24 protein-coding genes are annotated in these 25972 nt (G+C 71.0%); 9 read left to right on the plus strand and 15 right to left on the minus strand.

The genetic code is table 11. The annotated features are described in order from the left end of the window. The first annotated feature begins 18 nt into the window (after window positions 1-18). On the plus strand, window positions 19-807 hold the full coding sequence (locus QM517_RS15860) for an alpha/beta fold hydrolase (protein WP_283288807.1): 789 nt from the start codon (window positions 19-21) through the stop codon (window positions 805-807). A gap of 156 nt (window positions 808-963) precedes the next feature. Here QM517_RS15860 and QM517_RS15865 read toward each other — a convergent pair whose 3' ends face one another. After that, window positions 964-1365 (minus strand): hypothetical protein, encoded by a 402-nt coding sequence (locus QM517_RS15865; RefSeq protein WP_283288809.1) that lies wholly within the window; start codon window positions 1363-1365, stop codon window positions 964-966. Here QM517_RS15865 and QM517_RS15870 point away from each other — a divergent pair. Next, entirely contained in the window at window positions 1358-2812 is a 1455-nt protein-coding gene (locus QM517_RS15870; protein ID WP_283288811.1) for a carboxypeptidase-like regulatory domain-containing protein, read from the plus strand. The genes QM517_RS15865 and QM517_RS15870 overlap by 8 nt on opposite strands. A gap of 81 nt (window positions 2813-2893) precedes the next feature. Here QM517_RS15870 and QM517_RS15875 read toward each other — a convergent pair whose 3' ends face one another. Both QM517_RS15875 and QM517_RS15880 read right to left on the minus strand, forming a co-directional pair. Beyond that, the gene (locus tag QM517_RS15875) at window positions 2894-3607 is read right to left on the minus strand and encodes a response regulator (protein ID WP_283288813.1); all 714 of its coding nucleotides are present in this window, start codon (window positions 3605-3607) and stop codon (window positions 2894-2896) included. Further along, window positions 3604-4884 (minus strand): sensor histidine kinase, encoded by a 1281-nt coding sequence (locus tag QM517_RS15880; RefSeq protein WP_283288815.1) that lies wholly within the window; start codon window positions 4882-4884, stop codon window positions 3604-3606. The genes QM517_RS15875 and QM517_RS15880 overlap by 4 nt, the downstream gene beginning before the upstream one ends. A 121-nt stretch (window positions 4885-5005) precedes the next feature. On the opposite strand from QM517_RS15880, the gene QM517_RS15885 reads away from it, so the two are divergent. Genes QM517_RS15885 through QM517_RS15895 form a run of 3 tightly spaced genes read left to right on the plus strand, consistent with a single transcriptional unit; the run spans window position 5006 to window position 8218 of the window. Further along, window positions 5006-6040 (plus strand): tripartite tricarboxylate transporter substrate binding protein, encoded by a 1035-nt coding sequence (locus tag QM517_RS15885; RefSeq protein ID WP_283288817.1) that lies wholly within the window; start codon window positions 5006-5008, stop codon window positions 6038-6040. After that, the gene (locus QM517_RS15890; RefSeq protein WP_283288820.1) at window positions 6040-6672 is read left to right on the plus strand and encodes a tripartite tricarboxylate transporter TctB family protein; all 633 of its coding nucleotides are present in this window, start codon (window positions 6040-6042) and stop codon (window positions 6670-6672) included. Before QM517_RS15885 ends, QM517_RS15890 begins: the two co-directional genes overlap by 1 nt. 1 nt (window position 6673) lies before the next feature. After that, the gene (locus QM517_RS15895; RefSeq protein ID WP_283288822.1) at window positions 6674-8218 is read left to right on the plus strand and encodes a tripartite tricarboxylate transporter permease; all 1545 of its coding nucleotides are present in this window, start codon (window positions 6674-6676) and stop codon (window positions 8216-8218) included. A 46-nt stretch (window positions 8219-8264) separates the two neighbouring features. Here QM517_RS15895 and QM517_RS15900 read toward each other — a convergent pair whose 3' ends face one another. From QM517_RS15900 to QM517_RS15955, 12 genes are all read right to left on the minus strand, one after another. Next, a complete protein-coding gene (locus QM517_RS15900) occupies window positions 8265-9473 on the minus strand; it encodes an MFS transporter (protein ID WP_283288824.1) in 1209 nt (402 codons plus the stop codon). 40 nt (window positions 9474-9513) lie between these two features. Continuing rightward, window positions 9514-10293, minus strand: a complete 780-nt coding sequence (locus QM517_RS15905; RefSeq protein ID WP_283288826.1) for a creatininase family protein — start codon at window positions 10291-10293, stop codon at window positions 9514-9516. After that, window positions 10290-11621: an FAD-binding oxidoreductase gene (locus tag QM517_RS15910; RefSeq protein WP_077050886.1), complete on the minus strand. Its 1332-nt coding sequence runs from the start codon at window positions 11619-11621 to the stop codon at window positions 10290-10292. The genes QM517_RS15905 and QM517_RS15910 overlap by 4 nt, the downstream gene beginning before the upstream one ends. 237 nt (window positions 11622-11858) lie before the next feature. After that, window positions 11859-13037, minus strand: coding sequence for a nitrate ABC transporter substrate-binding protein (locus QM517_RS15915; protein WP_077050885.1), 1179 nt, complete (start codon window positions 13035-13037; stop codon window positions 11859-11861). A 137-nt stretch (window positions 13038-13174) separates the two neighbouring features. Further along, entirely contained in the window at window positions 13175-14071 is an 897-nt protein-coding gene (locus QM517_RS15920; RefSeq protein WP_077050884.1) for an ABC transporter permease, read from the minus strand. Further along, window positions 14068-14847 (minus strand): ABC transporter ATP-binding protein, encoded by a 780-nt coding sequence (locus QM517_RS15925; RefSeq protein ID WP_077050883.1) that lies wholly within the window; start codon window positions 14845-14847, stop codon window positions 14068-14070. The genes QM517_RS15920 and QM517_RS15925 overlap by 4 nt, the downstream gene beginning before the upstream one ends. Before the next feature lie 7 nt (window positions 14848-14854). Further along, window positions 14855-16153 (minus strand): amidohydrolase family protein, encoded by a 1299-nt coding sequence (locus QM517_RS15930; RefSeq protein WP_283288832.1) that lies wholly within the window; start codon window positions 16151-16153, stop codon window positions 14855-14857. Between the two features lie 279 nt (window positions 16154-16432). Further along, window positions 16433-17104: an NYN domain-containing protein gene (locus tag QM517_RS15935; RefSeq protein WP_283288833.1), complete on the minus strand. Its 672-nt coding sequence runs from the start codon at window positions 17102-17104 to the stop codon at window positions 16433-16435. 83 nt (window positions 17105-17187) lie between these two features. Continuing rightward, on the minus strand, window positions 17188-18135 hold the full coding sequence (locus QM517_RS15940) for a PDR/VanB family oxidoreductase (RefSeq protein ID WP_283288835.1): 948 nt from the start codon (window positions 18133-18135) through the stop codon (window positions 17188-17190). Further along, on the minus strand, window positions 18132-18767 hold the full coding sequence (locus QM517_RS15945; RefSeq protein ID WP_283288837.1) for a helix-turn-helix domain-containing protein: 636 nt from the start codon (window positions 18765-18767) through the stop codon (window positions 18132-18134). Before QM517_RS15945 ends, QM517_RS15940 begins: the two co-directional genes overlap by 4 nt. Further along, window positions 18764-20062, minus strand: coding sequence for an amidohydrolase family protein (locus QM517_RS15950; protein WP_283288841.1), 1299 nt, complete (start codon window positions 20060-20062; stop codon window positions 18764-18766). The genes QM517_RS15945 and QM517_RS15950 overlap by 4 nt, the downstream gene beginning before the upstream one ends. After that, the gene (locus tag QM517_RS15955) at window positions 20059-21036 is read right to left on the minus strand and encodes an XdhC family protein (protein ID WP_283288843.1); all 978 of its coding nucleotides are present in this window, start codon (window positions 21034-21036) and stop codon (window positions 20059-20061) included. Before QM517_RS15955 ends, QM517_RS15950 begins: the two co-directional genes overlap by 4 nt. Before the next feature lie 51 nt (window positions 21037-21087). Between QM517_RS15955 and QM517_RS15960 the strand changes: the two genes are divergently transcribed. The 4 genes from QM517_RS15960 to mmsB all read left to right on the plus strand — a co-directional run bounded on the left by QM517_RS15960 (window position 21088) and on the right by mmsB (window position 25900). Then, entirely contained in the window at window positions 21088-21690 is a 603-nt protein-coding gene (locus QM517_RS15960; protein ID WP_283288845.1) for a nucleotidyltransferase family protein, read from the plus strand. 235 nt (window positions 21691-21925) lie between these two features. Continuing rightward, window positions 21926-23044: a multiple monosaccharide ABC transporter substrate-binding protein gene (gene chvE / locus QM517_RS15965; RefSeq protein WP_077050878.1), complete on the plus strand. Its 1119-nt coding sequence runs from the start codon at window positions 21926-21928 to the stop codon at window positions 23042-23044. 100 nt (window positions 23045-23144) lie between these two features. After that, complete coding sequence (mmsA, locus tag QM517_RS15970; RefSeq protein WP_278103404.1) at window positions 23145-24674, plus strand: multiple monosaccharide ABC transporter ATP-binding protein; 1530 nt, start codon at window positions 23145-23147, stop codon at window positions 24672-24674. A 5-nt stretch (window positions 24675-24679) separates the two neighbouring features. Then, window positions 24680-25900, plus strand: a complete 1221-nt coding sequence (mmsB, locus tag QM517_RS15975; RefSeq protein WP_077050876.1) for a multiple monosaccharide ABC transporter permease — start codon at window positions 24680-24682, stop codon at window positions 25898-25900. The last annotated feature ends 72 nt before the right edge of the window (window positions 25901-25972 follow it).

Genomic DNA, 25972 nt, shown 5'->3' on the forward strand with positions numbered 1-25972 from the left:
TTGTGCGAGCCTGGGCGCATGCGCACGACGATCGCGGGTCTCGACGTCCACGTCTCGCACGACGACGTCGCCGGGCGCGACGTGCTGCTCTGGCACCACGGCTCGCCGCAGACCGGTGCGATCCTTCCGCCCGTGGAGGCGGCGGCCGACGCCCGCGGGCTGGCTGTCGTGTCGGTGGCTCGGCCCGCCTATGCGCTCTCCCCGCGCGTGCCGGGTCGGACCGTCGCCGACGTCGCCGTGGGGCTGCGTTCCGTGCTCGAGGCGTTGGGTGTGGCATCCGTCGTCTCCGTCGGGGCGTCGGGCGGCGGACCGCACGCGCTCGCGTGCGCGGCCGTGATGCCCGGGCTCGTCCGCCGCGTCGTGACGCTCGCGTCGCCCGCGCCGTTCGACGGAACCGAGGAGTGGTTCGCCGGGATGCAGGCGCCGCGAGCGCTCCGCGCCGCGGCGGAGGGTGAGGTGGCGCGGCGCTGGTTCGCCGAGGTCGACGAATTCGATCCGGACTCCTTCGTGGATGCCGACTACGCGGCACTGCGAGGGGAGTGGGCGTCGCTCGGCGCCGACGTCGGGGCGTCGGCCGAGTTCGGCGACGACGGGCTCATCGACGACGACCTCGCCTTCGCGCGGCCGTGGGGGTTCGATCTGGCAGATGTCACGGCATCCGTCCTGCTGGTGCAGGGCGAGCGGGACCGCGTGATCCCGCCGCGGCACGCGGAGCTGCTTGCGGAGGCGCTCCCGAACGCGGCGCTGCAGACGCACCCCGGCGACGGCCACGTCTCGGTGCTGCGGCACCTCGCGGCCGTGCTCTAGCCGATCCGTGATCGCCCGGCCGTCGACGTGCCGGCAGGCTTGTGGAGCTCGATTGACGTGCGATAGACAGGGCGAAGGGGAACTCGCGACCGCTCGCTACCGAGGCGGCGGGTGAAGTACGGGCGTTCCGTTTCCGGGGGAAAACGACATGCCGCACTATCCGCGCACCCGTGTGCGCTCCTGGTTCGCCGCGACAGCCATCGCGGGGATACTCCTGGCGGGCTCCGTAGTGGCGAGTCCCGCGTCAGCGGCTTCGACGCCGAGCCCCACTCCGGCCGTGACCGCCACGCCGACAGCGAGCCCCTCCCCGACGGCGACGGGTACTCCCTCGCCGACGCCGTCACCCTCGGCGACCCCGACGCCGACGCCCTCGGCGACCCCGACGCCGACCGCGACGCCGACCCCCTCGACACCGCCCACCGAGAGCCCCGCTCCGCCCGCGGCGCGGGCAGCCGCGGCGACCGGGTCGATCTCCGGCACCGTCACGCTGCCGGCTGGGCTGACGTCGACGACCCCATTGCGGGTCGACCTGCAACAAGTCGGGTCCAGCGTGCGCATCCCCGCCGTGGTGAGCGGGTCGGCCGCAGGCCCCCTGACGTATTCGGCGGCGAACCTGGCGGCGGGGAGTTACACCGTGCGGGTGTACTCGACGAATGAGGACTCCGTCCCCCTGGCGCCGCAGTGGTGGCAGAACGCCGCCACCCGCGATGCCGCCACCCCTGTGGTCCTCGCCGCGGGTGAGAACCGCTCGGGGATCGACTTCGTCGCGCAGAAGCTCGCCACGGTATCCGGGAAGGTCACGACTCCATCGGGCGTTGCGAGGACACTGGTGACGGTCACGGCTGTCCCGTTGACCGCCGGGGGACGCAACGTCACCGCTCGTCCGGCCTCCGACGGCGCGTACACGCTGCGCGGACTCACGCCGGGTGACTACCGGGTGTCGTTCACCGAGTACGGCGGACGCGTCGCGACCCAGTGGTGGAACAACGCCGCGGTCGCCGCCGACGCGGCGACCATCCGACTCGCCTCGGGAGCCGCGCGAACGGGCGTGAACGCAGCCCTGGTCGCGCCGGCATCCATCTCGGGAACCGTCGCCATTCCGAGCTGGGTCGATCGGTCGGCGGGGACCATCACCGTTGACGTGCTCCGCGTCGGCTCCCCGGACACCCTGTTCACCCGCACAACGGTGAGCATGGCCTCGTTGACGTACTCCGTCGGCGGACTCCCCCCGGGCTCGTACAAGCTGCGTTTCGGCTCGACCGGTCTCCCCCTGCAGACGCAGTGGTGGAAGGGCGCGAAGGGTCCGGCTGATGCGACGGCGGTGGTCGTCGGCGCGGGTCAGAAAGTGACCGTGAACCCGACGCTCGCGGAGGCGCCCTACGCGGCCATCTCCGGTACCGTGACGCTCCCCGCGGGGACGTCGTTCTCGGACGGCACGGTCACCGCGCAGATCGTGTCGGTGTCGACCGGTGCGGTGGTTCGGCAGGAGAAGGTGAACTCCGACGGGACCTACATCGCGCGACTCCTCGACCCGGGGGTGTATCGCGTGAGGATCGTGGCCGAAGGCGTGCGGGTCTTCCCGAAGTGGTGGACCAAGTCGTACGGCGAGTACACCGACATCACGCTCGCTGCGAACCAGAAGTTCACCGGAGTCGACGTCGCCCCCGTCCCGTTCTCCGCGATCTCCGGACGCGTGCGGCTTCCGGCAGGGGTCTCTTACCGCGACGGGTACGTCGTCGTCGACGTGTACTCGAAGTACAACCAGATCGTCGCGTCGGCGATCGTGACACCCGGGGGGACCTACGTCGTGGACGGGCTCCGCGCCGACACCGGGTACTACGTGCGGTTCTCGTCGCCGAACCTGCCGGTCCGCGCCGAGTACTACGACAATGCGACCTCCACCATCACGGCGAAGAGATTGGATCTCGGGGTCGGTCAGACACTCACCGACATCACGGCGAAGCTCGGAGCCGTGACGACGACGAACCTCGCACGGGTGAGCTGACCCCGGAATTCCCTCCCGGCCGGGCAGGCCGAGCTGTAGCCGACCCGGCCCCGGCTCGCCGGCCCCGACGCGCGCCGCGTCTCACTCCGGTGGGGCGGGAGCCAGCCGGTAGAGGATCCGCGGGCGGCCGCGGGCGCCGTACCGGTGCGCGAGGTCGATGACACCGGTCGCGACGAGGTGCTCGAGGTAGCGCTGTGCGGTGGCGCGCGACAGTCCGCACGCGGTCGCCACCTCGGCTGCCGACACGAACGCGACCGGGTCCAGGGCTGCGCGCACCCGCTCGAGGGTCACGGATGCCAAGCCCTTCGGCCGCGCCTCCGGTGCGGTACGCGTCGGCACGCGCACGGTCCCGGTGCCGAGCAGACGGTCGATGTCGCCCTGGCTGAGAGCGCGGTCGCGGTCGGCATCCGCTCTCTCGCTCCGTTCGACGCGGTACGCCTCGAGCCTCCGGCGGAGCGTGTCCGCCGTGAACGGTTTGACGAGGTAGCCGACGACGTGGGCGGCGAGCGCCTGCCGCACGGTGACCTGGTCCTGCGACGAGCTGATGACGAGCACGTCGACCGCCCCGGCGCCGAGGGTCCGGAGTCGGTGCAGCACCTCGACGCCGCTGATGTCGGGGAGGCGCATGTCGAGCAGCACGAGGTCGACGCCCGCCTGCGCCGAAGCGATCGCCCCCGCCCCGTCCGCCGCGGAGCCGACGACCGCGTAGCCCGGCACCTCGGCGACGTAGCGGCCGTGCAGCGCGCGGGCCGCGGCGTCGTCGTCGACGACGAGGACGCGGATCCGGTCGGTCATCGCGGCGCCGCCATGTCGAACTCGAACCTCGTCCCGCCCCACGCCGACCGGGTGACGAGGATCTCGCCGCCGCGCTCGGTCACCGCGCGCCGGACGACGGCGAGCCCGATGCCGCGGCCCGTCCCGGTGAGGTCGGGCTTGGAGGTGTACCCGAGCGTGAACGCGTGCTCGACGTCGCGCGGATCGATCCCCGGGCCGTCGTCGTCGACCGAGCCGTGCAGGACGTCCCCCACGAGGTCGAGGCTGCAGCGGACGCGCGTCGCTCCCGCCTCGGCGGCGTTGCGGCACAGGTTCACGAGCACGAGCACGACGGTCTCGTCGATCGCGATGTCCCGGTCGATGCGCACCTCCAGACGCGCTCCGAGCGAAGAGACCTCGCTACGCAGCGCCTCGATGCTCGCGCTGACGACCGAGGCATCCAGTCGGCTGTCCGAGGGCTCGCGGGGAGTGAGTCCGGGCAGCGCGTCGGAGATGTAGGTCAGGGCGTCGCGGGTGTCGCCGTGCGAGATGAGGCCGTGCAGCACGTGCAGGCGCGTGCCGAACTCGTGCGCCTGCTCGCGCAGCGCCACCATCGTGCGGGCCGTCCGCTCCTGCTCGGCGGCGAGGTCGTCCAGCCGCCGGAAGTGTCGCTCGATCGCCGCGGCCAGCAGCGACGACGCGATCGTTCCGATGACGAGCGCCCCGAGTGCCCACGGCAGGAGGTCGCCGAGCGCGTCGTCGCGGTCGGACAGGATGCTCGACTCCAGCACCCCGACGGCCACCATCCCCACGACGGTCTCCCCGGCGCGCACGGGCACCTTCGCGCGCAACGAGCTGCCCGAGGGGCCCGTCTCGGTGCCGAGGAACGGCACCCCCGCCAAGACGCTCGCATTGGCGGTCTCGACCTGGCGTCCGCGTTGGGCGCTCGCCGGGTGGGTGATGCGGACACCCTCGTCGTCCGTGATCACGACGTAGAACACCCCGGTCGTGCGCTCGATCAGGTCGGCCAGCGGCTGCAGCGTCGCCGTGGCGCCGGTGAGGGCGGCGGCATCCGCGAGCCGTTCCGGCGTGCCGACGGACGACACGGATGCCACGGTGTCGCGGACGTCGTCGAGCTCGGCGAGGCTCGCCGCGACGTCGTACACGCGCTCGGCGGTGTCGTCGCGGATGTGGCGCTCCTGCACCGACGCGGCGATGAAGGTCGTGACGCCGACGGCGGTCAGCACGATGAGGCTCGGCAGCACGACGAGCGCGCGACGGACACCACGGGTGCGGGCCGCGGGGGCGGTGTCGGACATGGGGGTGACATTCTTTCGCGCGCAATATGAGCACAAATCGACCGGGGGGTGCGTCGCACTCCCGCCCCTGCGAGCGTCGTCACATTCTGCGAAACGACGACGTTCGCAAGGAGGAGCTGTGATGACGGAGCTTACGCCTCCCGCTGTCCCCGACCATGCCGCGGACGGTCCCCCCGGCCGCCGCCGATGGGTCGGCCGCACGATCGGCGGCATCGTCGGCGTCGCGGCCATCGCGACCGCCGCGTACGGATCGATCACGTCCGCCGCCGCGGGCGACGACATCCACGCATCGATGACGATCATCGCCCCCGCTGCCGCGGGAGGCGGTTGGGACGGCGTCGCGCGCGAGCTGCAGCAGGCCCAGAAGGCGAACGGGCTGGTGAACAACGTCCAGGTGGTGAACATGCCGGGCGCCGGCGGCACGATCGCCCTCGGCAACGTGTCGGTGCTGAACGGCCAGGCCAACAACCTCCTGGTCGGGGGAACGGGTCTCCTCGCCGCGACCGTGCAGTTCAACTCGGCGGCGACCCTCGATGACGTGACGCCCCTCGCGGTCATGGTCGAGGAGTACGACGTCATCGTCGTGCCGGCGAACTCGCCGTTCCAGACGCTCGACGACCTCGTGCAGGCGTGGAAGGCCGACCCCAAGGCCCTGCCCTGGACCGGTGGCGGGTCGTTCGACCAGCTCGTCGTCGCGGAACTGGCGCTCGCCGCCGGCATCCCGCCCGTCGACATGACCTACATCTCGTCCGACGGTGGGGGCGAGGCGATCCAGGCGCTGCTGAACGGTACCGCGCAGGCCGCCGCGGGCGGTTACCCCGACAACATCGACCAGATCGAGTCGGGGCGTCTGCGCGCCCTCGCGCTGGTCGCCGAACAGCCCCTCGAGGGCGTCGACATACCGACCGCGATCGACCAGGGCTACGACATGAAGCTCACGAACTGGCGCATGCTCGCCGCCCCGAGCGGACTGAGCGGCGAGCAGGTCGACAGCCTGACGCAGCTCGTCCTCGATTCGACTGCGACCCCGGAGTGGGCCGACGCGCGCGAGCGCTACCACTGGACCGAACGCCTCATCACCGGTGACGACCTCACGGCGTTCCTCGCCGAGGAGCGGGCGCGCATCGAGCGACTGTACGAGGAGATGGGCCTGTGATGCCGTCGAACAATCCCACCTCCGTCTCGGCGGTCGTGGGCGACAAGCTGCGATTCCGTCGCGGACGCGGTGCGTCCGGCATCGCCAAAGCGCTGGTCATGCCGATGGTGCTCGCGGCGTTCGCGACGTACCTCGTCTACGGCATCGTGACCATGAGGGTGCCCGCCTCTGCGGCGTTCCCCGGGCCGCAGTTCTTCCCCGGGATCATCGCCGCGGGCCTGTACGTCTTCGCCGTGATCCTCGGGGTCGCCGCCGTGCGGTCGCTGAGCGAGAACCCGACGGCGGATGCCACGACCCCCGCCGCCGGTGAGGCCCCCGCCACCCCCGCCACCGCCGCCTCCGTGGAGGTCCCCGCGGGGGCCGATGCCTCCGGGGAGCGCGCGGTCGGCGTCGACTGGCGGTCCTTCGCCTGGGTCGTGGGGCCGTTCCTGATCTTCGCGTTCCTCCTCGGCATCCTGGGCTGGATCATCGCCGCGGCCCTGCTGTTCGCCGGGATCGCGCGCGGGTTCGGGCACGCGCGGCCGCTGTTCGCGCTGTTCGTCGGTCTGACGATCAGCTCCCTCACCTACATCGCGTTCGACATGGGGCTGGGACTCTCCCTGCCCTCCGGCATCCTGGGATGGGCCTTCTGACATGGACGTTCTCGCTCTCCTCGGCGAAGGCTTCGCCGGTGCCCTCACGTGGCAGAACCTCATCTGGGTGCTCGTGGGCTGCGTGCTCGGCACCGCGGTCGGCGTCATGCCGGGCCTGGGCTCGTCGATGGCGGTGGCGCTGCTGCTGCCGGTGACGTTCTCGCTCGACCCGACCGCGGCGTTCATCATGTTCTCGGGCGTGTACTTCGGCGGGCTGTTCGGCGATTCGATCACCGGCATCCTGCTGAACACCCCGGGCCAGGCCTCCGCGATCGCCTCGACGTTCGAGGGGCACAAGATGGCCCTCAACGGACGCGCGGCGCAGGCCCTCGCGACCGCCGCGATCGGCGCGTTCATCGGCGGCATCATCGCGTCGGTGCTGCTGGTGTTCTTCGCGCCGCTGCTGGCCGATCTCTCGAGCAGTTTCGGACCCGCCGAGTTCTTCGCCCTCGCGATCTTCGCGTTCGCCGCGACGTCGTCGGTCGTCACCGACAACGCCGTGAAGGGTCTCGCGTCGCTGTTCCTCGGCCTCGGGATCGCGGTCATCGGCATCGACGGCGTCTCGGGCGCGCCCCGCTTCACGCTGGACTCGCCGAACCTCTTCGACGGCATCTCGCTCATCACCGTGACCGTCGGCATCCTGGCTCTCGGCGAAGTCATCTACGTCGCCTGTCTCGAGCGGCACATCTCCGGGAAGACGATGATCCGCCCGACCGGACGCCCGTGGCTCTCGCGCAAGGAGCTCGCCGAGGCCACCCCGGCGTGGCTCCGCGGCACCGCGATCGGTCTGCCGTTCGGCGTCATCCCGGCGGGCGGCTCGGAGATCCCGACGTTCCTCGCCTACGGCATCGAGAAGCGACTGGATGCCAGACGGCGGACGCCGAAGTTCGGCACCGGGGCGATCCGCGGCCTTGCGGCGCCGGAAGCCGCGGGCAACTCCACGACGGGCATGGCGATGGGTTCGCTGCTGGCGCTGGGTCTGCCGGTGTCGGCGACGGCGGCGATCATGCTCGCGGCGTTCCGCCAGTACGGCCTGCAGCCGGGGCCGCTGCTGTTCGAGCGGGCTCCCGACCTGGTGTGGGCGCTCATCGCGAGCTTCTTCCTCGCGATGGTGGTGCTCCTGATCCTGAACCTGCCGTTCGCGATGCTGTGGGCCAAGCTCCTCGTCATCCCGCGCCCGTACCTGTACGCCTCGATCGCCGTGTTCAGCGGACTCGGCATCTACGCGACCTCGGGTGCGACGTTCGATCTCCTCATGCTGCTCGGTGTCGGGCTCCTCGGGTTCCTCCTCCGGACGAACGACTACCCCCTCGCCCCGCTCATCATCGGCATGGTCCTCGGTCCTCTCGCGGAGACGAGCCTGCGGGATGCCGCGATGAGCGCCAACGGCGACCTCACGACCCTCGTGCAAAGCCCCATCGCCCTGGCGATCTACGCGGTGCTCGCGGTGGTCCTGGCCTTCGCGGTCCGCAACCGCGTGATCGCGCGCCGCGCCGCCGCGGCTCCCACCGTTCGGACGGAGCGCGCGGACGTCGACGCGCGCTGACGGGCGGTCCCGGCGCTCTCGTCGGCGCCGGGACGCCCGTTCGCCCTCAGCGCCGCGCGACCCGCAGCAGCGCCTCGCCCGCCACGGCGATCACGGCGGCGCACGCGAGCGCCACGGCGATGGTGACGAGCGCGGTCGCGGGGCCCGTGGCATCCAGGGCCGATCCGGCGATCACGCCGCCGATCGGGACGCCCAGCGACATCGCGGCGGTCGGGTAGGCGAGCGTTTCGGTCACGCGGCCTTCGGGAGCACGGGCGGATGCCACGAGGATCCCCGAGATCATCACGGGCGACAGCAGCAGGCCGAGGACGAGGATCGCCAAGAACAGCACCGGCGTCACGCCCTGCGTGAGCGGCAGCGCCAGCGCGGCGATCGCGGCCGCGCCGGCGAAGCCGATGAACCGCGCGATCGGCGACAGCCTCCACGCGCGGGCCCCGGTGATCACCGAGCCCACGGCGATCGCGAGGGCCAACGCGCTGAACGCGGGTCCGGCGAGCCACGGACGTCCGCCCAGCTCGGCCCATCCGACAAGCGTCACGTCGAACGCCCCGAACACGCCGCCCAGAGCGATGCACGCGAGCGCGACGGGCACGACTCCGGCCGGGGGCAGCGCCAGACGCGCACGACCCGTCGCCCCGCTCGCGGCCGGCTGCGTGCGGCGCTGCGACGCCAGCCACACCCCTCCGATGACGCCGAGGGTCAGAGAGCCGAGCATCGCGACCGTCGGGTTCACGGCCGCCGCGACCGCGGTGATGACCGGCGGCCCGGAGATGAACACCATCTGATCGCCGATGGTCTCGAGCGCGAGGGCCGCGGTCCGCTGCCCCGGCGGGGCCAGCACGGTCCACCGGGCACGTACCGCCGAGGTGAGGTCGGGCGTGGCCGCCCCGGTCGCGAACGCGGCGACGAGCCACGTCCAGAACGGCGCCGACGTCAGCACCAGGGCGAGCAGCGCGGATGCCGCGAGCACGAGGCATCCGAGCGAGATCAGGATGACGCGGGCCTGGCCGTGCCGGTCCATGCGCGACGACCACAGCGGGGCCGCGACCGCCATGCCGCCGACGAGCGGTGCGACGACGACCCCGGCCGAGCCGAAGCTGCCGGTCGCGGCCGAGACGAGGAGGATCACGCCGAGCGACAGGGTCGCCCGGGGGAACCGGGCCAGGATGCCGGCCGCGACGAAGGTCCGCGCGCCGGGCAGGCGCAGCACCTGTCCGTAGGCGCGGACGCCCGTGGCCTCGGCCGCGACGCTCACTCCGTGCCCTTCCGCGATGTCCCGCGGGACGCGGGCACCGTCACGCCGTGTAGTCGAATCGGCTGATCTCGTCGAGCGCTTCGACGACGAACGACACGCTGTCCTCGAACAGCTCGGCGCCGTGGGCGGCGTTGGCGCCCGTCGGGTCGCCGAGCACCCCCGTGGGGCCGAAGTCGTTCGACAGCCAGCCGAAGGTCACGGGCTTGCCGTTGAAGCCGATGTGCCGGAAGTCGCCGATGTGCGCCGGGACGGTGGCCTCGAATTTCGAGGCATCCACGAGTTCGGGCCGCAGGTGCATGATCATGCTCGTCTCGCCGTGCCCGGCGTGGATGCCGGTTCCGTGCTCGTCGGGACCGCCGTCGGTGCCGTTGAAGGACGGCACGCGCGCGGCGGGCATGAAGAACGTCCGCAGGCCGAAGCGTCGGCGGAGCTCCCGGTTCGCGACGTTCAGCAGCGCGACGTTGCCGCCGTGTCCGTTGAGGAACACGAGGGTCCGGGCGCGCGTGGTCAGGAGCGACCGGCCGATGTCGACGATGGTCTGCATCATCGTCTCGGGCGTGAGCCACAGCGTGCCCGGCGCCCAAGAGTGCTCGTCGGACTTCGTGATCGACAGCGTGGGCAGCTGCCACACGTCGATGCCCTGCGCGGCGGCGCGCGCGACCGCGGCCGTGGCCGAGGCCTCGGCGACGATGGCATCCGTCGCGAGCGGCAGGTGCGGACCGTGGTGCTCGATCGCGCCGGTCGGCAGCACGATGATGGACTTCTCGGTGAGGGCTTCGGCTGCGGCGGGGCCGCTGAGCTCGGCGAGGAGACGGCTCACGAGATGATCGCTCCCTTGCGTGCGCCCGAGTAGTCGGGGTTGAGTTTGCCGGGGTTCAGCAGCCCGTTCGGGTCGGTGAGACGGGCGAGCTCCGCGGTCTGCTCGACGTTGAAGTCGACGTTCCACTGGTGGGGGTTGTGCACGCCGACGCCGATCGCGTTGAGGTCGGCGATCCCGCGGTACACGTCCTCCTCGCTGACGTAGGGAGCGGCGAGCATGCCGATCGGGAAGGCCTTCGTCGACTCGATGTGCAGCTTCCCCCCGGCGAAGACGGCCTCGACGGCGTCGACGTCCTCGGCGAGCGGCGTTCCGGCGACCTCGAGGTGGAACACCTCGTGCGGCTGGCTCTTCTGGTACCACTCGATCGGGTGGTTGTAGCTCAGCATCGACAGGCGGATGCTGGCCTGCGGCCCCTCGCGCACCGCCTCGACGCGGCCGCCCGCGCCCTCGACGATCGCGGTGACGGTGTCGATGAGCGACGCGTCGATGATCGCGCGGAGGCTCGACCGGCCCTCGGGGATCGCCTCGTCGGCGGGGAGGGATGCCGAGATCTCGGGCCCGTCGCCCGACACCAGGCGCGGGGTGGGGTCGAGGTTGCCGATGGTCTGCAGCACCGCCAGGGTGCCCGAGAAGTCGGGGAAGCTGGCCCACAGCCCGCGCCACTCGCGCAGCGGCTCGAGCCGGACGGTGGCGCGGACGATGACGCCGGCCGTTCCGTAGTTGTGCACGTACTTCTGGGCCTCGTCGCCCTCGACGTGGATGATGTCGGCGCTGCCGTCGGCGTGCACGACGTCGAGCGCGGCGACGAAGCCGCGGTCGTTCGAGCCGTGCTCGATGGAGCCGGTGCCGCCGGAGCCGCCGGAGAGGAAGCCGCCGAGGGTGGACTGCGCGGTCGAGGGGTACATCCACAGCGCCTGTCCCGCGGCCCATGCGGCCTGTTCGAGCAGCACCATGGGGGTTCCGGCTTCGGCGGTGATGAAGCCGTCGCCGACCTCCACGATCGCCTTGGCGCGGGTGGTGTCGACGACGAGGCCGCCCTGCATCGGGATGGCCTGGCCGTAGTTGCCGGTGCCCTTGCCGCGGACGGTGACGGGCACGCCGTGCCGCGCGGCGGCGGCGACCGCGATCGCGATCTGCTCGGCATCCGCGGGGAAGACCACGAGGTCGGCGAGTCCGAGGGGGAGCTTGGCGGCGATGATCGGCGACATCGGCGACCCGTCCACGCTCGCGCGCTCCCGCACGCGCGGTTCGGTGCTGACGGCGGCGGGACCGAGCAGGTCGAGCAGGTCGTCCTCGAGGGAGAGGACGCGGGTGGCGGTGTCGCTCATGGGGTGTCTCCGGGTGACGCGGGTGGGGTGGATGCCAGGTGTCGGGGCCGCGGTGGGAGGCGGCCGGGGTGGGGTTCGGATCGCCGAGACTGCAGTGGACTGACATCCGCGTTGCAGGCTGCAGTGGGGGTGTCAGGCAGGTGCAGTCTCGGCGAGATCACGGCCGAACCAGGGACCGAAGTCCCGCGAGGGACCCGGGTCGGCCCGGCCCGCACGAGGCGGACCGGGCCGGGTCGATCAGAAGGAGATCGACGTGTCGATGAACTCGTTGGTGTACAGGTCCTTCGCGGTGTAGCCGGACGCGGGCGGGGTGCCCAGGTCGGTGTACACCTTGCTGGCCTTGTCGAAGAAGTCCGCGAAGCGGGCGTCGTCGAAGTTGCCGTAGGTGGAGTCGGGGCCGTCGCCCACGAGGCCGAGGTCGACCTGCGTCTTGACCGAGTAGTCGGCCACGCCCTGCGTGTAGGTCCAGCCCGTGTCGTACTCCTCGACGAGCTTCAGGATGAGGTCGTTGGCGGCCTTCGGGTCCTGGTAGTACGCCACGCCCGCCTTCTGCAGGAGGGGGACGAGCTTGGTGAGGCAGGGGCTCAGCGTGTCGAAGTCCGCGGCCTTGACCGACATGGACGACTGGTAGGTCTGCCATCCCGAGTCGTGGATGAGGGCGAAGTCCACCGGCTTGCCCCAGGCCGAGACCTCGTTCTGGTAGACGTACGGCTCAGCGGAGGCGAAGCCCTGCTGCATGTCCTTGCCGCCGGCGGCGACGAAGTTGGACGGGGTGCCGTCGTACGAGCCGTCGAGGATGTCGGCGCTGGCCAGGCCCGCGCTCTTGAGGTACTCGATGTAGGCCGAGCCGTCGAAGTAGCGCCACACGCCGCCGTTCTTCTCGAGGGCCGGCTTGACGTCCTGGATGGTCTTGACGTCGGGGTAGGTCTCGGGGTCCCACATGACCATGGTCGGGCTGATGTCCAGCGGCGCCATGACGGCCTTGGTCGGGGTCGTGCTCGAGAGCTGGATCGCCTCGTCGGTGCTGACGTAGCCGAGGGTGATCGAGTCGTCCTGGTACATCTGGGCCGAGACGGTCTGGAATCCGATCGCCGGTCCGCCGGCGCGGATCTCGAGGTTGACGCCGGTGTACTCGCCGTCCACCTTGAGGGGGCCGGTCACCGCCTTGGTGCCCGCGTCGATCGTGTAGTCGTCCTTGATCATCTCGTAGAGGTGACCGTGCTCCGCCTCGGGGTTCCAGTCGGTCTGGACGACGATGGTCGCGGGGCAGTCGGCCGACAGGTCGACCGAGCCGACGGTGAGGTCGGAGCTGCTCGGCGCCGAATCCGCGGCGCTGCCGGCGCACGAGGTGAGCGTGAGGGCGATCGCGAACGCGCCGGTGACGGCGGTGCCGCGGACGAGGGTGCTGCGCTTCATGCTGTTTCGCTTTCTGTGACGGGTGGAGCTCTCGGGTGCGGAGGTGGTGCAGGAGGGGGCGGATGCCACGGCCGCGGGCACGCCCGAGGGCGCGGTGCCGTGGCATCCGGTGTCTGTGAGGTGGGGGCGGTTCCGCGTCAGCGGACGGCGTCGTACCAGCGGCCGACGGCGACCTTCGACAGCCAGCCGAAGAAGGCGAAGATCACCACGCCGAGGAGGCACGCCGCGAGGATCGCGGCGAACAGCTCGGCGCTCTGCAGACGCGACTGGTAGTTGGAGATGAGGGAGCCGATGCCCGGCTCGCCGCGGCGGAAGAAGTAATCGCCGACGATCGCGCCGATGACCGAGAGCCCGGCCGAGGTGCGCATGCCGACGAAGATCGAGGGGAGCGCGGCGGGGAGGGTGAGCTTGGTGAGCACGGTCCACTTGTTCGCCTTCTGCAGGCGGAACAGTTCGCGCTGCGACTTGTCCACCGACTGCAGACCGAACAGGGTGTTCGACACCATCGGGAACAGCGCGATCAGGATGCAGACGATCACACGGGCCGTGAACTCGTAGCCGAACCAGAAGCCGACCAGCGGCACCAGGGCGAGGATCGGGATGCACTGCAGGATCACCGCGTACGCGTACGTGCTGCGCTCGACCCACCGGGCCAGCGACATCGCGACGGCCCAGCCGATGCCGATCACCATGGCGACCGCGAGACCGGTGAGGGCGACGCCCGTGGTGCGGAACAGTGCGGTCCAGATGTCGACGCTGACCTGCGGGTCGAAGAAGCCCTTCGTGAACATCTCGTGCGGCATCGGCAGCAGGAAGCCCTTGCCGGTGGCGGTGAGGATGCCCGCGATGAGGTACCAGATCCCCACGAGCACGGCGAGGACGCCCAGCGGCGGACCGGCGAGGATCAGTGCGCGCGAGATCGGGCCGCGACCGCGCGGCGGTGCCGCCGGGGCGGAGCCGACGGGCGGTACGGGGGTGGATGCCGACGGCTCGGACGTCTCGGAGACGACCGGCTCTGCAGAGGTGGTGCTCATGAGTGTCCTTCCCGGAGGGCGTGGGAGACCTCGCCGACGAGCTTGGCGAACTCGCCCGTGTAGCGGATCTCGGGGTCGCGCGGCATGTCGAAGGGGACCTCGAACGTGTCGACGAGGTGGCCGGGGCGACCCGACATCACGACGACCTTGGTGGAGAGGTAGACCGCTTCGGAGACCGAGTGCGTGATGAACAGTCCGCCGAACTTCTGCTCGACGAAGATCTTCAGCAGCTCGTCGTTCAGGCGTTCGCGGGTGATCTCGTCGAGCGCGCCGAACGGCTCGTCGAAGAGGAACAGTTCGGGGTCGAGGGTGAGCGAACGGGCGAGCGACGCGCGCATCTTCATGCCGCCCGACATCTGCTTGGGCAGGTGCTTCTCGAAGCCGTTCAGGCCGACGAGGTCGATGGCCCACTGGGCCTTGGGGGTGCGGATGCGCTTGGGCTGCCAGTTCAGCTCGGCGAGGAGCTCGACGTTGGACTGCACGTCGCGCCAGGGGAGGAGGGTCGCGTCCTGGAAGACGTAGCCGATCCGGTCGGTGTTGACCGTCGCGGTGCCTTCGCTCGCGGACTCGAGTCCCGAGGCGATGCGCAGGAGGGTCGACTTGCCGCAGCCGGAGGGGCCGACGACGCTGACGAACTCGCCGCGCTCGACGACGAGGTCGACACCGGAGAGAGCGGTGGTGCCGTTGGGGAACGTCATGGCGACGTTCCGGAAGTCCAGCAGCGGCGGGGTGGGGCCCGCGAGGGTGGCTGCCGGGGAAGGGGAGGCGAGAGTCACGGAGCGCTCACTTTCCGGTCGGGACGAGGGTCGGAAGCGCCGGTGCGGGTGCGTCGGCGGGCGGTGCGGTCTTCGGGGTGGGGGCGGACGGGAAGGCGATGCGCGTCGAGACCGTGGTGCGGGCGACGACGCGGCCGCGGTGGAGGACCACGCGGTCGGCGGAGGCGAACGCGACGGCCTCGCCGAGCGAGGCGGCGCGGACGGCGACGAGGTCGGCGCGCGCACCGGGGACGGGTCCGGCCGCCGGCAGGCCCATGACGTCGCGCGCGCCGGTGGTGACGGCATCCACCGCTTCTTCGGGGGCGAGGTGTCCCGCGGCGACGAGCAGGGACGCGGTCTCGAGGTGGTCGCACCGGCCGACGGGGTTGAAGGGGTCGCGGACGTTGTCGGCGCCCGCGGCGACGCGGACACCCGCGGCCTTGAGTCGGCCGATCGGGGCGATCCCGCGGGGGACGGCGTGGTCGTCCTCCCACCCCTGCAGGTACAGGTTCGTGATGGGGAGGGCGATGATGCCGATGTCGGCCGCCCGCACCTCGTCGGCGAGTGTCGCGAGGTCTTCGGTCGGCATCATGCTGAGTCGCACGCAGTGGCCGGCGGAGCGGGGGCGGTGCCAGCCGGTCACGGCCGCCGCGTACGCGGCGAGCGTGTCGGCACCGGCGAGGCTCTCGTCGGTGTGGAGGTCGAGGCCGACGTCGCGGCGCCGGGCGATCGCGATCAGACGGTCGAGGTCGTCGATCGGGTCCTCGGCGAGGTGCGGTGCCCCGCCGACGAGGTCGACGCCCGCGTCGAGGGCGGCGTCGAACACGGCGTCGGGCACGGTCGGCCCGCCGAGGGCGACCAGCTCGATGTCCATGAGGCCGCGGAGCTCTTCGCGCAGCCGCACGAGGGCGCGGACGCCGATCAGGGCGTCCGCCCCGTGCAGCAGGTCGACGTGGGTGCGGACGGCGGTGATCCCGGATGCCAGCATCCGCAGCGCCGTGGAGCGGGCCCGGTCGAGCGTCTCGTCCTCGTCGAGCGTCTGGGCGAAGGCCTGCCAGCTCTCGATGGCGCGCACGAGGTCGCCGAACGGGGGCTGGATGGCATCCCACGACTGGGACTTGTCGAGGTGCCCGTGGGGCTCGGCGCCGGCGGCCGTGACGACGTAGCCGGCGAGGTCGAGGATCTCGCCCCCGGTCTCGGGCAGCGGCGTTCCCGCCGGAACCACCGCGACGACCGTCTCGCCGTCGATCGCGATGTCCACGAGCGCGCCGGACGCCAGCCGCGCGTTGTGGATCGCGGTGATCGAGACGGGTGGAGCGGCGGACACGAGGACCTCCGGAGAATGAGGGTGAGGATGCCACTTCGTCGAGGCGGGCGCCGTCGGGAGCGGCTCTCCAGTGTTGGTGTGACCAACATCCGGGCTGTTTCCGATGCTAGGAACCGGTCGTTTCCGCCGTATTTCCCGCTCGTGACCCTCGTGACAAACCTGCGGCGCGCGGCGCCGGATCAGCGATCCGCACAGCCTCCACCCCGCCGCGCGCCCATTGCGCTGCTATCCTGAGAAGACAACCCCTCGTTCTCTGGATCAGGCTCAAGGCCCCGCATTTCATGCGGGGCCTTGCTCTTTCCATGAGGGCGGTCGCCGGACCGGGCGCTTCGCCGTGTGCACGACGTCGGGCATTTGATTTCGCGCGGCATAGCTCGGGCGGAGGTAGAGGCTGAAGTCGATCCCGGCGGCTTCGAAGAGCTTCGTTCGTTCGTCGCGGGGATAGAGCACGCCCACTCGGGCACCGAACCGGCTCCGCGCGACCTCGATGGGCCGCGCGAGGTCTGAGTCGGATGAAACCACGACGTAGGTGTCGGCGCGTCCGTCCAGGGCGTCGAGGAGAAGCTGAGTGGCCAACTTCACGTCCGAACCCTTCTCCTGAACCTTGTGGACGTGGTGTCGAGTGAGAGGGGGCTGCTCCTTCCCGTCGATCCACTCCCGGGCGAACCCGTGGTGGACGGTGAACAACGAGTCGTCGTGCACAGTCAGTCGATCGAGGGTCCGGAGGGCCCTGATGTATGCGTCCTGACGATCGGGCGCCTGCGGATCCTCCGGATTCATTCGGCCCTTGATGCGCGCCGTGAAGTAGTGCACGTGAGCCACGCGGAAGTCGTCGAGCACGTCATCGAAGAGCGCGACGAGATCGAGCCACTTGTTCGCCGGGCGGTTCTCGAGCTGGCCCTTGTAGAGGTTGAAGCCGTCGACGTAGACGATGGCGACCGGTTTGCTCATCCGGTCAGCATGCAGCACCGGGGGTCGTCGGTCGCTCGACTATCAACAGCCCCCCCCCCCCCCCCCCGGCCCGCGGCCGGCGGCTACAGCTCGATCGTGATGCGCGGGCAGGCCGCGCGCGAGACGCACAGCATCATCGTGCGGTTCGCCTCCTGCTCCTCCGGCGAGAGCACCGAATCGCGGTGCTCGACGTCGCCGTCGATCACGGGCACCTCGCACGTGCCGCACGTGCCGACGCGGCAGCTCGAGGGGACGACCGTGCCGTACTCCTCGACGACGTCGAGGATCGACTTCTCCGGCGGCACCACGACCGTCAGCCCCGACATCATGAGGTCGACCTCGAACGGCTCCGTCCACACCGGCGGGCCGAGCACCTTCGCCTCGAACCGTTCGACGTGCAGGCTCCCGCGCGGCCAGCCCGACATCGTGGCATCCAGGGATTCCAGCAGGCGTGCGGGCCCGCACGCGTAGACGACGGTCCGGGATGCCGGTGTGGCCAGGCGCGCGTCCAGGTCGAGGCGGCGTCCCTCGTCGGCGGCGAAGACCTCCACGCGGTCGCCGTAGAGCTCGACGAGCTCGTCGACGAATGCCATGGTGCTCCGCGACCGGCCCGCGTAGAGCAGCGTCCACGCGGCGCCGGCCGCCTCGGCGGCCTCGATCATCGGCACGATCGGCGTGATGCCGATGCCCCCGGCGACGAACACGTACGACCGGCCGGCGGTGGGGGCGAAGAGGAAGTGGTTCGCGGGGCCGCGGACGCGGAGGGCGGTTCCGGGGTGCGCGTTCTCGTGCAGCCACACCGAGCCCTCGCGCTCTCGCAGCACACCGATGCGCCACGTGCCGCGCTCGGTCGGCGACCCGCACAGCGAGTACTGCCGCTCGACGCCGCCGGGCAGGACGACGTCGATGTGCGCACCCGGCGACCAGTGCGGCAGCACGCCGCCGGCGCGCTCGAGGTCGAGCACGACGACCCCGTCCGCGGCCTCGCGGCGCTGGCGGACCGTCACCTCGAACGTCAGACCGCCGCTCATGTGTCTCCTTCGCCGGGGTCGGGGGCGCCGTGCACCAGTTCTTTCACGATCAGCAGCCGGTAGGGCGCGCCGTCGGGCGAATGCCAGCGGTGAGGCGTCCCGGACCGGCAGTACACCGAATCGCCCACGGCCAGGGTCGTCTCGCCGAACGGGCCGAGCGAGATGACGATCGAGCCCTCGAGCACCGTGAGGAACTCGTCCTCCTCGTGCACGTAGTGGTCGCCCGCCTCGGTGTTCGCGCCGGTGAACTCCATGGGCTCGAAGCGGCGCGGACCCTCGGCGAGCATCCGCGCGCTGCCCTCGGCGTAGGGTCCGACGAGCCCCTCGTCGGCCCGCACGAACGTCGGGTGGGCGCTCTCGTCGGGGCGCGGGGGCTCGGATGCGGCGATGAGTTCGACCCGGCTCGTACCGAGGGCGCGCGCCAGGCGCTCGAGGCTGGCCATGCTGGGCCGGGCGAGGCCGCGCTCGAGCTGGCTGAGGAACGGGTGCGACAAAGCCGCGGCCTCCGCGAGCTGGGTGAGCGTCAGCCCCCGCGCCTTGCGCAGTCCGCGGAGGTGCGCGCCGAGCCGCTCGTCGCCGGTGGAGCCGGTCGCGGGGTCGTCGGCGGGGATCGCGGGAGCCATGGTGGTCATCGTCCCACCCTCTCGAACAATCGCGCGGTGATCTCGGCCTCGTCGCCGCTGGTCAGGGTCCCGTTCTCCACGACGACGCGGCCCGCGACGACGACCTCGCGCGGACGCCGACCGGGCGAGGCCCACAGGAGCCCGGCGACCCGGTCGGCCACCCCCGCGTCGGCGACGCCCGAGACGTCCCACAGGCACAGGTCGGCGGCCGAACCAGGGGTGAGCCGACCGAGCTCGCTGCGCCCGAGGCCCGCGGCGGATCCTTCGGTCGCCATCGCCAGAACGGTGGATGCCGCCAGCTGCGGCCCCACGAGCGCCGAGACCTGCATCGCGAGACGCGCGTCGGCGAGCAGGTGCCCCGCGTCGTTGCTGCCGCCGCCGCTCGTTCCGAGTCCGACCGGGATGCCGGCATCTCGGAGCTTCGCGACCGGCGCGACGCCCCAGCCCATCGGCACGTCGCAGCCGGGCGCGTGGGTCGCGGTGACGCCGGCCGCCGCGAGCCGGGCGATCTCGTCGTCCGTGACCGCGCACAGGTGCGCGAGCGTGACATCGGGGGCGAGCCAGCCCCAGTCCTCGAGCAGGTCGAGCGGGCGGCGGCCGTAGCGGGCGAGCGCGATCTCGACGTCGACGACCTCGTTCGCCTGCGTGCGGCGCCGGAGCCCGCGGCGCTCGGCGACCTCGCCCAGCAGCGCGAACGTCTCGCGCGGGTCGCTGTGCACGCCCGCCGGCCCCACGGCGACCTGCAGCATCCCGTCGGCGCTGACACCGCCCGGGCGACCGTCGACGAGCGCGGCGGCGATCGCCTCGGCCGACAGTGCGGCCTCCTGCGGATCGTCGCGCGCGGCGCCGCGGACGAACGCGAGCCGCGCACCGAGGTCGGCGGCCGCCTCGGCGGCGGCGCGGGCCATGCCGACCGTGTCGGCGCCGGAGGGCCAGGTCAGGTGGTGGTCGGCGACGGTCGTGACACCGCTCAACAGCGCCTCGGCGAGTCCCGCGCGCGCGGCGATCCCGGTCAATCCGGGGTCGACACCGGCCTCGGCGTAGGCGGCCGCCATCGCCGGCAGCCACTCGCGCATCGGGATGCCGCGGGTGCCGGGCAGCGTCCGGAACGCCGTCTGCAGCAGGTGGTGGTGGGCGTTGACGAGGCCGGGCGTCACGACGCAGCCGCTCGCGTCGATCACCGTCGCGTCGGCGGGGGCGGGGGTGTCGACGACCAGCCCGTCGATGCACACGACGTCGCCCGTGCGGATCCGGCCCTCGGCCTCGACGACCGCGACCGCGTCGCGGATGACGAGCGCCGTCATCCCACGATCACCGTCGTCGGCACGGCGCATCCGCGCGCGGCATCGACGTGCAGCGGGCCGCCGGTCGACCGCAGCGGGAGCGCACTCGCGCCACGTCGGGCCGCGACAATCTCCGCGATCACGGACAGGGCGGTCTCCTCCGGCGTCTCCGCACCGAGGTCGAGACCCAGCGGCGAGTGCAGCCGACCGAGCTCGGCATCCGTCACTCCGGCCTGCGTGAGCAGCGCCGCACGTCGTGCCACGGTCGCGCGTGAGCCCATCGCTCCGACGAAGCCGACCGGGAGCCGCAACGCCGTGCGGATGGCGGGGACGTCGAGGCGCTCGTCGTGGGTCAGGACGCAGACGGCCGTGCGCTCGTCGGGCGCCTCGAGCGACGCGAGGTATTCGTGCGGCGGGGCGACGACGAGATCGGATGCCTCGGGGAAACGGTCGCGCGTCACCAGCAGCGCCCACGCGTCGCATATTGTCACCGCGAAACCGGCGGCAGCTCCCACGCGGCACAGGGCCGCCGCGTGTTCGCCGGCGCCCAGCACGATGAGGCGCGGGCGGGACCGTCGGTGCAGTCCGAGCACGGTCCCGTCGCCGAGGTCGAGGTCGATCGCGCTCTCGAGTCCGGCCGCGGCGCGTCGCAACGCGTCGCGCACAGCGGGGTCGTCGCCGTCGACGGTGTACGCGACCACCTCGATCGCACCGCCGCAGGCGAGGCCGGCCGCGACGATCGCGTCATCGGGACCGGTGAAACCGAAGCTTCCGCGGCGGACCCCGCCCGAGCGGAGGGCGTCGAGACCGAGCATCACGGCGTCGCCCTCGACGCAGCCGCCGGAGAGCGAACCGATGACGCGGGCGTCCGCGGTCACGGCGAGTGTGGCCCCCACCCCGCGCGGCGCGCTGCGCACGACCCGGGTGATCGTGACCGCGGCCACGGGCACCCCCACCTCCAGCAGGGGCAGCAGGTCGGCGGCCAGTTCGAACATGTGGGCGACCGTATCCGCGCCGTGTTTCGTGCACGCTACGCTGTCGTGACCATGCCCGCCGAGCCTTCCGCGCCCCCCGTCGGCGGGCCCGCCGGCGCCCCGCTCGCAGGTCTCGTGCTGGCCGCCGGTGCGGGTCGCCGGTTCGGCGGACCGAAGGCCCTCGCGCGTGATCCGGAGGGCGTCGCGTGGGTGGAGAGGGCGGTCGGCGCGCTGCGCGACGGGGGGTGCGACCCGGTCGTCGTCGTCCTGGGCGCGGCGTCCGACGACGCTGCTCGCCTCGTTCCCCGCGGCGCCATCGTCACGATCACCGATGCCTGGTCAGAGGGTGTTTCCGCGTCTCTACGCGCGGGCCTCGACGCCCTGGCGCGCACCGCGGCGAGCGCGGTCGTCGTGGTGCCTGTCGACACCCCCGATCTGCCCGCCGTGGCCGTGCGCCGGCTCGCCGCCCGCGTCGGCGCGGACGCTGCCGTGCTCGCGTCCGCGGAGTACGCCGGTGTCCCCGGGCCCCCCGTCGTGATCGGCCGCGACCACTGGGTCGCGCTCGCCGCCGCGGTCCGCGGCGACGTCGGAGCGCGCCCGTACCTTCGCGCGCACGGTGCCTTGGCGGTGGAGTGCGGCGACCTGTGGTCCGGGGCCGATCAGGACGTCCGCTGACGACCGCCGCGCCGCGGTGAGGGACCGACGAGTCCCGTTCCGTTACGCGTTCGTTGCATTCCTTCCGGGGTCGGACTCTGGACAAATCCGGGGAGGCGGGGATATGTTCACGGAGCCGTCATAATTACGACGGAACCAGGAAGCCGGGACGAGGACGTACCCGATCCGACGCCGGGGAGGGCGGCGGGTGCGGACCACGGGGGTCCCTGCAGTTCAGAGAGGAACGCAGATCACAATGCTGAAGAAAATCCTGACCGGCGCGGCCATCGCGGCGCTCGCCGTCGGCCTCGGAGCCTGTAGCTCCACGCGCCCCGCCGATGGCGGCGGAGACGCCGCCGGGGGCAGCGGCGACTGCAACGTCGGCATCGCGATGCCGACCCGCAGCCTCGAGCGCTGGATCAACGACGGTGAGCAGCTCCAGAAGAAGCTCACGGACGCCGGCTGCACCGTCGACCTGCAGTACGCCGACAACAAGACCGACCAGCAGATCAGCCAGATCCAGAACCAGATCTCGGGCGGTGCCAAGATCCTCGTGATCGCGGCCATCGACGGTTCGACGCTGGGGCCGGTGCTGCAGGAGGCCAAGGCCCAGAACGCGACCGTCATCGCGTACGACCGCCTCATCAACGGCAGCGAGAACGTCGACTACTACGCCACGTTCGACAACTACAAGGTGGGCACCCTGCAGGGCCAGTTCATCGAGGAGCAGCTGGGCCTCAAGGACGGCAAGGGTCCGTTCAACCTCGAGCCCTTCGCCGGCAGCCCCGACGACAACAACGCGAAGTTCTTCTTCGCGGGTGCCTGGGACGTGCTGAAGCCGTACATCGACAAGGGTCAGCTCGTCGTCCCCAGCGGCAAGTCGCCGGCCAACGACGACGCGTGGGCCAGCATCGGCATCCAGGGCTGGGCGTCCGACAAGGCGCAGGCCGAGATGGACAACCGCCTCTCGTCGTTCTACGGCGACGGCAAGAAGGTCAACGTCGTCCTCTCGCCCAACGACAGCCTCGCCATCGGCATCGAGGCATCCCTCAAGTCGGCCGGCTACACCGCCGGTGCCGACTACCCGATCATCACGGGTCAGGATGCCGACAAGGCCAACGTCAAGGCGATCCTCGAGGGTCTGCAGGCCATGACGGTCTGGAAGGACACCCGTGCTCTGGGTGACCGCGTCTTCCAGATGATCCAGGAGATCAAGGACGGCAAGACCGTCGAGGTCAACGACACCAAGACCTACGACAACGGCAAGAAGGTCGTCCCGTCCTACCTGCTGACGCCTGAGGTCGTCGTCAAGGACGACGTGCAGTCCAAGCTCATTGACTCGGGCTTCCTCAAGGCCTCCGACGTCGGGCTCTGATCCACTCTGCGGCGGGGCGGGTTCGCCCGCCCCGCCGCTCTCTCCGTCGCCGCACGGCGGCGGAGCTACCTGTCGCCCGCGGGCGACGGAGGGAGACACCATGACCGAACCGATCCTGCGCATGTCGGGGATCTCCAAGTCGTTCAACGGCGTCCCGGCTCTCGCCGACGTGTCGGTGGACGTGCATCGCGGTGAGGTGCACGCGATCTGCGGCGAGAACGGCGCGGGGAAGTCGACGCTGATGAAGGTGCTGAGCGGTGTCTATCCCGCCGGCAGCTTCGACGGGACGATCACCCTCGAGGGGGAGCCGGTCGCGTTCCGCTCGATCAACGACAGCGAGGCCGCCGGCATCGTCATCATCCACCAGGAGCTGGCCCTCAGCCCCTACCTCTCGATCGCCGAGAACATCTTCCTCGGCAACGAGAAGTCCAAGCGCGGTGTGATCGACTGGAACGCCACCAACACCGCCGCCGCAGACCTGCTCAAGCGCGTGGGGCTCCGCGAGAACCCGGCGACCAAGATCTACGAGCTCGGCGTCGGCAAGCAGCAGCTCGTCGAGATCGCGAAGGCGCTGGCCAAGGAGGTCAAGCTCCTCATCCTCGACGAGCCGACCGCCGCCCTCAACGACGACGACTCCGCGCACCTGCTCGACCTCATCGACCAGCTGCGCGACCAGGGGATCACCTGCATCATCATCAGCCACAAGCTGAAGGAGGTGCTGCGCATCGCCGACCGCATCACGATCATCCGCGACGGCCGGACGATCGAGACCATGCGGCGCGACGACCCCGACACCGACGAGGGCCGCATCATCCGGGCGATGGTCGGTCGCGACCTCAACAGCCTCTTCCCGCCGCGCGAACCCGACATCGGCGAGGAGCTGTTCCGCGTCGAGAACTGGACCGTGCACCACCCCGTCGACACCGAGCGCGTGGTCATCGACGACGCGTCCTTCATGGTGCGCGCGGGCGAGATCGTCGGCTTCGCCGGTCTCATGGGTGCCGGGCGCACCGAGCTCGCGATGAGCATCTTCGGACGCATGTACGGCACCGGCATCTCCGGTGAGGTGTACAAGGGCGGCCGGCAGATCGACGTCCGCACCGTCGACGCGGCGATCAAGAACGGCATCGCCTACGCCACGGAGGACCGCAAGAAGTACGGCCTCAACCTCATCGGCGACATCCAGGTCAACGTCTCGGCATCCGCCCTCGCCCGCCTCGCGCGCCTCGGCGTCGTCGACCGGTACCGCGAGTACAAGGTCGCCGATTCGTACCGCTACAAGATGAACATCAAGGCGCCCAGTGTCGCCGCGATCACCGGACGCCTCTCCGGCGGGAACCAGCAGAAAGTGGTCCTGTCGAAGTGGATGTTCACCGGACCCGACGTGCTGATCCTCGACGAGCCGACCCGCGGCATCGACGTCGGGGCGAAGTACGAGATCTACGGCATCATCAACGAACTCGCGGCCCAGGGGAAGGCCGTCATCGTCATCTCGTCGGAGCTGCCCGAGGTCATCGGCCTCTCCGACCGCATCTACACCATCTCCGAGGGACGCATCACGGCCGAGGTCAGCCGTGAGGAAGCCACGCAGGAGACGCTCATGCGGCACATGACCGCCGGAAGGAACTGACAGCAATGGCCACCGCATCCACCCAGACGGTCGAAGCGCCGACGCAACCGGGACCGCGCCGCCGCGGTCTGCTCGCGCGCATCAACTTCCGGCAGTTCGGCATCCTCGCTGCCCTGGTCATCATCATCGTGCTGTTCCAGGTGCTCACCGGCGGGCGCCTGCTCATGCCGGGCAACGTCAACAACCTCATCCAGCAGAACGCGTACGTCCTGATCCTCGCGATCGGCATGGTGATGGTCATCATCGCCGGCCACATCGACCTGTCGGTCGGTTCGGTCGTCGCCATGGTCGGCGCGATCGCGGCGATCGCCATGAACCAATGGGGTCTGCCCTGGTACATCGCGGTCGTCCTGTCGCTCGTCGTCGGCGCGATCGTCGGCGCGTGGCAGGGCTTCTGGGTCGCCTTCGTCGGGATACCCGCGTTCATCGTCACGCTCGCGGGCATGCTGCTCTTCCGCGGGCTCACGCTCGTCCTCCTCACGGGCGGCACGATCAGCGGTCTGCCCGACGGGTTCACCGCCATCGGTGCCGGATGGCTCCCGCCCGTGCTCGGCTACGTCGGCAACTGGGACAGCCTCACCCTCGTGCTCGGCGCGATCGCGAGCGTCCTGCTCATCGTCCAGCAGCTGCGCACCCGTGCGACGCTCCGCCGCCTCGAGCTGCCCCGCGAGGTCGCGTGGTCGTTCTGGCTGAAGAACGCGATCGCCGTCGTGGCGATCATGGCCGTCGCCTTCACCATCGCCGCCTACAACGGCACGCCGATCGTGCTCATCATCCTCGCCGTGCTCGTGCTGGCGTACACGTTCGTGCTCAACCGCACGACGTTCGGTCGGCACATCTACGCGATGGGCGGCAACCTGTTCGCCGCCGTGATGAGCGGCGTGAAGACGAAGTGGGTCAACTTCTTCATCTTCGTCAACATGGGTGTGCTCGCCGGTCTCGCCGCGGTGGTCAGCACCGCTCGCGCCGGTGGGGCCGTGGCATCCGCCGGTCAGAACTACGAACTGGATGCCATCGCGGCGGTGTTCATCGGTGGCGCCGCGGTCCAGGGCGGTATCGGCACGGTCGTCGGCGCCGTCGTCGGTGGTCTGGTCATGGGCGTGCTCAACATGGGCCTGTCCATCCTCAGCGTCGACGCGGCCTGGCAGATGGCGATCAAGGGCATCGTTCTGCTCCTGGCCGTCGCGTTCGACATCTTCAACAAGCGACGCAACGGCGGTGTCTGATCGGGTGGGGAGCGCGGCTGTCCGCCGTGCTCCCCACACCGGCCGTAACCGGGGGGCCGTCGATGCGAGAAT

Source organism: Microbacterium sp. IEGM 1404, from assembly GCF_030056775.1.
Classification (GTDB): domain Bacteria; phylum Actinomycetota; class Actinomycetes; order Actinomycetales; family Microbacteriaceae; genus Microbacterium.